Raw genomic sequence first — 8,147 nt, forward strand, 5'->3', positions numbered from 1 at the left:
GCGGCACCGGGCCGGGCCGCACCGGCGCCCCGGGGGCCGCCGCGTCGGCGTCGCCGATGTGGCCCGCGGGCGACGCGGCGACCGCGAAGCGGATGCAGCAGCAGGCCGACGCCGGCGGCGACCCGTGGCTGCTCGACCCGGAGGAGGTCACGATCTCCTACGTCGGCAGTGAGCTCGGCTACCGGAACCCGACCGTCACCCGCCTCGGCAGCGGCGTGTACGCCGCCACCGACGGCCGGTCGGCGCAGCGCTCGACGATCCGGCTCACCCAGCCGGTCCGCTCCGGCACCGGCGGGATCTGGGTGGTCGACCGCGTCGACCGCGGCTGACGGGACGGTCGGCCGCACCGCACCCTGCGTCACCGGGTCTCGTACCGGACGGCGTCTCTCGCCGGAACCCGGCCTCGCGTTACACCCTTTGCGCGACTTGGGTACCGTGAGGTGAATGACAGTTGGCGCGAACGGGTGAAACCCGGTGCCGGGTGCAGCGTCCGGGCCCGTTCCGACGATGTTCCGTGTGAGGCCGTCGCGGTACCGCGGCGGTCGGGGGGTCCAGGAGAGGCGGAGCACGATGGCCAGCGAGTCGGTCCAGCAGGACGTCTTCACCGTGTTGCACGGGCAGGCGTCGCCGATCGTGAGCCGCTGGGCGTACCGCGCCGCGGACCCGTTCGCGATCTCGTTCTCGGTGCGCCGGTCGTCCGACCGCTGGATCGAGTGGCTCGTGGCCCGCGACCTGGTGATCGAGGGCCTGACCACGCCCACCGGCATCGGTGACATCCGGATGGCGCCGCGGCGCATCGACGGCTATGACGTCGTCGAGCTGGAGATCCGCTCCGACGGCGGGTCCGCCGTCCTGGAGGTCGACCGCGACCTGCTGGCCCAGTTCGTCGACTCGACGTTGGAGATCGTCGACCTCGGCGAGGAGCACGACCACCTCGACCTCGACGGCGCCATCGCCCGGCTGACCGGCAGCGCGGCGGGCCCCACCACCCCCTGAGCGCACGCTCCCACCCACGACGAGGGCCCCGGACCGCGCGACGCGGTACCGGGGCCCTCGTGTGTGCCGGGTGACGCTCAGCTGTTCTGCTCGGCCCACTCGGGGTCGGTCGAGGCGTCCCACTCGGCGTCGGCCGCCGCCTCGTCGGCGTGGTCGGCGTCGCGGGCGAGCTGGTCGCTGACCTCCGGGTCCCCGACCGGTGACTCGTCGACCACCGGCACGATGCCTTCGTCGACATCGTGCACGGCGGCCTCCTCGGCACTGGCCGCGCCGCCGTCGACGCCCACGTCGGTCCCGGCGCCGTCGACAGCCGGGTCGCCCGTCGCGGAGTCGGCGGCGGCGGTCAGCCGGCCGGAGCGGCCCGGGTCTCCCTCGGGCAGCTCGTCGGGCAGCTCCCGGGCCAGTCGCGCCTCGTGCGACTCGCCCTCCTCCTGACCCGCCGCGGTCACCGCGTTGTCCTCGACGCCGTAGGGGCGGTCCGGCGGGACGTAGCCGGAGTCCAGCGGGTCGGTGTCCGACGGACCGGTCAGCGCCTCGTCGGTGTCCAGCTGCATCGCCGACGCCATGTCCGGCGCCTCCGGCTGGAACTCGTTCTCGTCACCTGAAGCGGATGCCATCGGTCGCGGGTCTCCTCGGTCTGGCCATGTGTCGGGCGGTGTTCGGTATCGACCGTGCGTACCCCGCGTCGCGCCGCGCCATGCGCCGGCGCCCGGACGCTACGGTCGCCGACACCGGACCCGCCGTGGCCGGTTCCCGCGCCGCACCCGTCGTACGAAGGAGCACTCCCCCGTGACCGCCGCCCCGTCCGCCCGTTCCGGTGACAGCACCCGCCGCGCCCTGCTCGCCGCAGCCGCGGACCTGTTCACCGAGCACGGCTACGACCGCACCTCGGTCCGCGCGATCGCCGACCGGGCCGGGGTGAACCAGGCGCTGCTCTTCCGCTACTTCGGCAGCAAGGACGCCCTGTTCGCCCGGGTCGCCGCCGAGCGTGCCCTCGCCGTGCTGCACGACGGCCCGCCGGAGGAGCTCCTGACCCGCCTGCTGCGGTCGATCCTCGACGGCGGCGACGGGCCCGAGCGCGACCTGTTCGGGCCGGTCGTGCGCTCGGCCGGGACGTCGGAGGCGGCCGCGGCCGTGCGGGTGGAGCTGGCCGGGGCGTTCACCGAGGCGTTCGCCGAGCAGGCCGCCGGCGCCGCCGACCGGGCCGACGCCGAACTGCGCGCGGAGCTGGTCCTGACCTGGCTGCTCGGGCTGAGCCTGGTCCAGCCGCTGCTGCCCGGGGGCGCGGTCGGGCGGGCCGACCCGGACACGGTGCTGGACCACGTCACGCGCGCCGCCCGCACCCTCCTGGAGGCGCCCGGACTCAGCCGGTGAGCCGGTCCACCTCGGCGCGGAACCGCTCGCGCTGGGCCGGGGTCTCCCGGGTCCGCGACAGGTAGTGCGCCGGGCGCGGGGTGCGGTCGTGCCAGAACCGGCCGGTCCCGACCGCCGACGACGGCGCGGCCGCGAGCCACACCGCGGTGTCCGCGCCCTGGGCCGGGGTGCGCAGCACGGGGCCGACGACCTTGTCGAACAGCGGCAGCGACCCGGTGACGCCCGGGGTGCGGGCCCACCCGGGGTGCAGTGCGTGCACGGTGACGTGCCGGGGGGCCAGCTCGTCGGCGAGCAGCCCGGTCAGGACGACCTGCATCCGCTTGGTGCGGGCGTAGGCCGCGGTGCCGCCGTAGTCACCGGTGCGGAACTGCAGGTCGTCGTCGCGCAGGGGCTGGGCGTACATGCCGCCCGAGGACATGATGATCACCCGGGAGTCGGCTCCGGACCGCTCGGCGCCGGCCGCGAGGGTGTCGGTGAGCAGCCGGGTCAGCAGCAGCGGTCCGAGGACGTGCACGGCCAGGGTCAGCTCGTTTCCCTCGGAGGTCTCGCTGCGCTCGGGCGGGAGCAGCCCGGCGTTGTGCACCAGCACGTCCAGCGCGTCGACCTCGGTGGCGAACCGGGTCGCGAACGCACGCACGTCTGCGAGCTCGCCCAGGTCGCAGACCTGCACCGGGAGCCGGTCGCGGGACAGACCGGGTACCGCGGCCAGGATCCGGTCCTGCGCGGCGGCACCCTTGTCCCGGGAGCGGACGAGCAGGTGCACCGTCGCACCGAGCCGCACGAGCCCGGTCGCGATCGCCTCCCCCAGCCCGCCGCCCGCGCCGGTGACGAGCGCGGTGCGCCCGGTCAGGGCGCCGCGCGGCGGGTCGGCGCGGTCACCGCTCCAGCCCGGGCGCCGCAGCAGGTACCCGATCCGTGAGTAGCCGGGGACCAGGGTGCGGTCGAGGACGGTATCGAGAGCGCTGCCGAGCACGGACCGATCCGACCACAGCGCCGCGCCGCCCGCGCGTCGATCAGTCCTGCAGACCCGGACCGGAGACGTAGGGGGTGCCGGGGACGTTCGCCGTCGGGAGCTTCGGGACGGCGTCGGTGACCGGGTCGGCGGTGGAGATCCGCTCCATCGCACCGCAGCTGGACAGCGAGTACGACAGCGGGTTCACCGGCGGGGCGGTCGCCTTGTCGAAGCCGTGCTCGACCTTGCGGATCGACATGGTGCCGCCGGTGAGCTTGTACATGTTCCCCGACGGGTTGGGCGCCTCCAGGGTGCCGTTGCCGTTCTCGTCGACCTCCCACTCGCCGACGGTCTGGCCGCCGGGCAGCGGGTTGGTGCCGTCGAGGATGCAGGGGTTGTTGTTGGTGGCGCTGGAGGTCGCGCCGTAGAAGAACGACACGTAGCGGGCGTCCGGGTCCATGCCGGTCGCGGTGCCGGAGACGGTGTCGGAGTCGACGGTGGCGGTCCCGGCCACGCCGTCGGTGTTCTTCGACGCCAGGTCGACCTGCGTGGGCCCGGTGCTCGGGCCGCCGACGACCCCGGCCACGTCCGGCAGGCCGCCGAGACCCGAGTAGTCGGGCAGGCCCGCCGTGCGCGCGACGCCGGACAAATCCGGCAGTGGGCCGTCCCTGCCGGTCAGCGGGGTGGTGTCGGGCAGGCCCGCGATCTCGTTGAGGCCTTCCAGCGGTCCGCCCGCGGTGAGGCCGGGGACGTCAGGGAGCTCGTCGGTGCTGCCGTCGGTGACGCCGGGGACCGACGGCAGGTCCGGCACGACGTCGCCGAGGCCGGTGAGGGTGTCGGTCGGGCCGGCCAGCGGGCTGTTGCCGGTGTCGGTGCCGACGACGGTGCCCGCGGCGCCCACCGCGGTGTCGACCAGCGAGCCGGCCTGCCCGGCGCCGGGCACCGAGGTACCGGCGTCGGACAGGGTCTGCGCCGGGTCGGGCAGCGACGTCAGGGGCTTCGTGGGGGTGTTCAGGTCGACGCCCTTGCCGAGGCCGCCCGTGAGGTCACCGAGGCCGGGGACCGCGTCGAGCGGGCCGGTGGAGGGGCTGCCGGAGTCCTTCGTGCCTGCGGCCGGGGCTGCGGAGTCCGAGCCGCCCGAGTCCTTACCGGCCGAGTCCTTACCGGCCGAGTCCTTGCCGGCCGAGTCGTCGCCGCCGGAGTCCTTGCCGGCCGAGTCCTTGCCGGCTGAGTCCTTGCCGGCCGAGTCGTCGCCGCCGGAGTCCTTGCCGGCCGAGTCCTTGCCGCCGGAGTCCTCGCCGCCGGAGTCCTTGCCGGACGTCTCGCTCGTCGTCCCCGACCCCTGGTCCGACGAGTCCCCGCCCGAGGAGCCCGATCCCGAGCCGCCCGCACCCAGCACCGAGCCGACGACGTCCGCCCCGGTCACGAGGTCACCCAGCCCGCCGGAGGACCCCGACGAGGACTCGGATCCCGAGGAGCCGCCGGAACAGGAGCCGCCCACCGGGGTGGACCCGTCCGGGCAGTCCGCCGAGGTGCCGGAGGAACCGTCGTCGGACCCGGTGCCGGCGAACGCCGTCCCGGTCGTCGCGCCGGTGGTCAGCAGCAGCGCGGCGAGCGTCGCGGGGGCGGCGATCCGGCGCGCGGTGCCCGCGGAGGGAGCGGCGTGCCTGCGCCGCCCGCGGAGGGGCCGGCCGGCGGCCACCGCCGCGGCGACGCCGGTCGAACGGTGGCCGGTCCGGGTGTGCTTGCCCATCTCGAGCGGTCCTTCCGCCTCGCCGCGGGCGAGGGTGCTGGGGAGCGGTGGAGGACGGCGCGGGCACCGGCGTGGCCGGGGTGCGGGGGCACCCCTGGGGAGCGGCCGGATCGGGCCGGGTCACCCGGCTCGTCCGGTTCGGGACGTTACGAAACGGTGACCCGTCGAGGTTGCTTTTCTGAGAGCACCTCGGCGACCCGGGCGATCACGGGTCGACTCCGGACGCCGAGTGACAGGTCGGCTGGACCGAACGGCTCAACGATCTACGACGAACACCCTCCGTGTTCTCAGGATCGCCGGAGGTCCCCTCCGTTCAACGAGCGGGCGACGCCGGGGTGACGGGTCGTCGCAGAACGGCCACCGCTCGTACGTCCCGGCGCGTGGCCGCCACCCCGGACGGGGAACTAGCCGAGGCGCTCGCGGACGGCGTCGAGGTTGCGTTCCATCCCGGTCCGCCACTCCCGCAGCCGGCCCTCGACGATCCGCTCCTCCTTGTCCGGCCACCGCTCGATTGCCTGCGTGAGGCCCGACGGCCCGGGACCCATCCGGGCCCACTGGCGCAGCGCGGTCCCCTCGCCGTCGGGGGTGAGCTCGAAACGCCACACGGCCGTCGCCCCGCTCTCGTCACCGAGCCCGACCGTCCACTCGAACAGCCGCTCCGGCTCCCAACCGGTGACGGTGGAGACGGTGCTCCACTCCCCGATCGCGTCGTGGCGGTGGTGGCCGTGCAGCCGGGCCCCGAGGCCCGGCTCGTCACCCTCGCCCCACGAGGCGCGCTGCATCTCGGTCGACACCCGGGCCAGGAACTCCGGGTCGGTCACCAGCTCCCACACCGCCTGGGGCGGTGCGGCGACCCGGGCGGTGGCCTCGGTGGTGGGTCCGTCGGCGTAGCGCATGCGACCTCCTCGTCGTCGGCCCGCGGCGGGTCAGCGCTCCTCGGCACCCCGGCGCAGCAGGTAGGTGTCCATGATCCACCCCTTGTTCTCCCGGGCCTCGGCCCGGACCTTCAGGATCTCGTCGGTCACCTCGACGAGCGGCCCGGCGACGAGCAGCTCGTCGGGCGTACCCAGGTAGGCGCCCCAGAATATGTGCAGCTCACGGCGCTGCTCGTCGGGCAGCGTGGCGAAGGCGGTGCGACCGTCGAGCATCACGACGACGTCGTCGACGTCGGTGGGCATCCCCTCGGCGATCCGGCGCCCGGTGGTGATCAGGACGGGGCGCCCGACCCGGTTGAGGATCAGCCGGTGGGCGGCGGCGAGGGCGGCGACGCTGGAGATCCCGGCGACCGACTCGACCGACCACTGCTCCCCCGCGCCGGCGAGGACCCGGTCGAGCAGGCGCAGCGTCCCGTCGTAGAGGGAGGGGTCGCCCCAGACCAGGAAGGCGCCGGTCTGCCCGTCGGCCAGCTCGGCGTCGAGCATGTCGCGGTAGAGCCGGGCACGGCGGTCCTGCCAGTCGACGACGACGTCGCGGTAGCGCTCGTCGTCGCGCTCGACCTCGGTGCCGCGGTCCCGGTCCACCTCGGGCGCGGTGACCAGCCGGTACCCGCCGTCCGGGCGGTGCCGCCGCAGGAGCTCGGTGCGCAGGGCCAGCAGGTCGTCCTGCGACCCCCCGCCGTCGAGACCCTTGTCGATGACGAACACGACGTCGGCCCGTCGCAGGGCGCGAACCGCCTGGAGGGTGAGGTGGTCGGGGTCACCGGCCCCGATCCCGATCACGAGAACCGTGCGCACCGGAGTGACCGTAACGGACCCCGGGCGCTGCCCGGCACTCCCCCGATCGGCAGGCACCCCCCGCCCGGTGTCGCCCGATGCGCGCAGCGTCCGACCCCGTCACGCGACGTCGTCACTCGGTAGTGTCATGGTGACCGGCGAGCCACGACCGGGTCACCGGCCGACCGCCGAGGACCGACCCCGCAGCGCCACCCCGGGAGGCCACGTCACCGTGCCCACCAGCGATCACAGCAGCAGGACCCTGACGATCGGACACCTCGTCGAGTCGCTCGACGACCGCGGCGTCGCCGCCGCGCTCGGTGACCTCGCCGCCGCGGCCCCGGACGCCGGGTTCCGGGTGGTGGTCGTCGCGCTGGCCCCCTCCGGGCACTCCGACGTCGCCGAACGCATGGCCCGCGCCGGGGCACCACCGGTCGAGCTGAACGTCGCGCCGTGGGACCCGCGTGCCGTGCTGAAGGTGCTCGCCGCGTTCCGGGAGCACGGTGTCGACCTGGTGCACAGCCACGGCGCCCGGCCCGACGTCGTCGGCTCGGCCGCCGCTGCCCGGCTGCGGGTGCCCGCGGTGTCCACGCTGCACCACATCCACGAGCACCCCGCCGACCGCGGCGACCAGTTGCGGCGGACCGCGAAGACGTTGGCGCGCAAGCGGTTCATGACCCGCACGATCGCGACGTCAGCCCTGCAGCGCGACTGGTACCGCCGCGCCGCCGGGTCCACCGAGGGCCTGTCGGTGATCCCGGACGGCGCCGCCGACCCGGGCGAGGGTACGCCCGCGGAGCGGGAGCAGCTGCGGCGCGGGCTCGGCGTGGACGACCACGAGGTCGTCGCCGTCTCGGTCGCGCCGATGCGCCGCGGCCAGGGGCAGGACATGCTGCTCGACGCCGTCGCCGGGATCGGACCGGACGAGCCGCTCACCGTGGTGCTCGGCGGCGACGGGCCGCTGCGGCCGTGGCTGGAGTCGCGCGTCGCCGCCGACGAGGCGCTGTCCGGCCGGGTGGCGTTCCGCCGCAGCACCGACCCGGTCGCGCTGCTCCGCGCCGCCGACGTGCAGCTGCACACGACCCGGCACGACACGATGCCTCGCATGCTGCTGCTCGGCCACGGCACCGGGACCCCGGCGGTCGCGACGCGGGTCGGCGGGATCCCCGAGATCGTGACCCGCGAGACCGGCCTGCTGGCCCCGGTCGACGCCACCCGCATCGCCGACGAGCTGGTGCGGCTGACCCGCGACGCCGAGCTGCGCGCCCGGCTCGGGGCCGGGGCCCGGCGGCGGTTCCTCGACCGGTTCGCGGCGGCACCGTGGGCGGTCCGGCTCGGTGACGTCTACCGCAGCGCGGCC

At 75.3% G+C, this 8,147-nt stretch carries 9 protein-coding genes; 4 read left to right on the forward strand and 5 right to left on the reverse strand.

Translation table 11 applies throughout. The features are described 5' to 3' along the window. Nucleotides 1-329, forward strand: a 329-nt coding sequence (locus tag NH602_RS25285; RefSeq protein WP_253069094.1) for a hypothetical protein, incomplete at its 5' end; no start/stop codon positions are given. Between the two features lie 241 nt (nucleotides 330-570). Continuing rightward, nucleotides 571-996 (forward strand): SsgA family sporulation/cell division regulator, encoded by a 426-nt coding sequence (locus tag NH602_RS25290; protein WP_179762318.1) that lies wholly within the window; start codon nucleotides 571-573, stop codon nucleotides 994-996. 77 nt (nucleotides 997-1,073) lie between these two features. Here the strand turns inward: NH602_RS25290 and NH602_RS25295 are convergent, their stop codons facing one another. Then, nucleotides 1,074-1,613, reverse strand: coding sequence for a DUF5709 domain-containing protein (locus NH602_RS25295; protein ID WP_253069095.1), 540 nt, complete (start codon nucleotides 1,611-1,613; stop codon nucleotides 1,074-1,076). Nucleotides 1,614-1,785: 172 nt separating this feature from the next. Here NH602_RS25295 and NH602_RS25300 point away from each other — a divergent pair, with 172 nt between their 5' ends. After that, the gene (locus NH602_RS25300) at nucleotides 1,786-2,370 is read left to right on the forward strand and encodes a TetR/AcrR family transcriptional regulator (RefSeq protein WP_073574308.1); all 585 of its coding nucleotides are present in this window, start codon (nucleotides 1,786-1,788) and stop codon (nucleotides 2,368-2,370) included. Here NH602_RS25300 and NH602_RS25305 read toward each other — a convergent pair. From NH602_RS25305 to cobF, 4 genes are all read right to left on the reverse strand, one after another. Further along, complete coding sequence (locus NH602_RS25305; RefSeq protein WP_253069096.1) at nucleotides 2,360-3,343, reverse strand: SDR family NAD(P)-dependent oxidoreductase; 984 nt, start codon at nucleotides 3,341-3,343, stop codon at nucleotides 2,360-2,362. The two genes, NH602_RS25300 and NH602_RS25305, sit on opposite strands and share 11 nt — an antisense overlap. A 40-nt stretch (nucleotides 3,344-3,383) precedes the next feature. Further along, on the reverse strand, nucleotides 3,384-5,075 hold the full coding sequence (locus NH602_RS25310; RefSeq protein ID WP_253069099.1) for a hypothetical protein: 1,692 nt from the start codon (nucleotides 5,073-5,075) through the stop codon (nucleotides 3,384-3,386). 404 nt (nucleotides 5,076-5,479) lie between these two features. Beyond that, a complete protein-coding gene (locus tag NH602_RS25315; protein WP_073574310.1) occupies nucleotides 5,480-5,971 on the reverse strand; it encodes an SRPBCC family protein in 492 nt (163 codons plus the stop codon). 30 nt (nucleotides 5,972-6,001) lie between these two features. Then, complete coding sequence (cobF, locus tag NH602_RS25320; RefSeq protein ID WP_253069097.1) at nucleotides 6,002-6,808, reverse strand: precorrin-6A synthase (deacetylating); 807 nt, start codon at nucleotides 6,806-6,808, stop codon at nucleotides 6,002-6,004. Between the two features lie 211 nt (nucleotides 6,809-7,019). Here cobF and NH602_RS25325 point away from each other — a divergent pair. Further along, nucleotides 7,020-8,147: glycosyltransferase family 4 protein (locus NH602_RS25325; RefSeq protein ID WP_253069098.1), on the forward strand; the 1,128-nt coding region annotated here is incomplete at its 3' end.

The organism is Pseudonocardia sp. McavD-2-B (assembly GCF_024124365.1).
Classification (GTDB): Bacteria; Actinomycetota; Actinomycetes; order Mycobacteriales; family Pseudonocardiaceae; genus Pseudonocardia; species Pseudonocardia alni.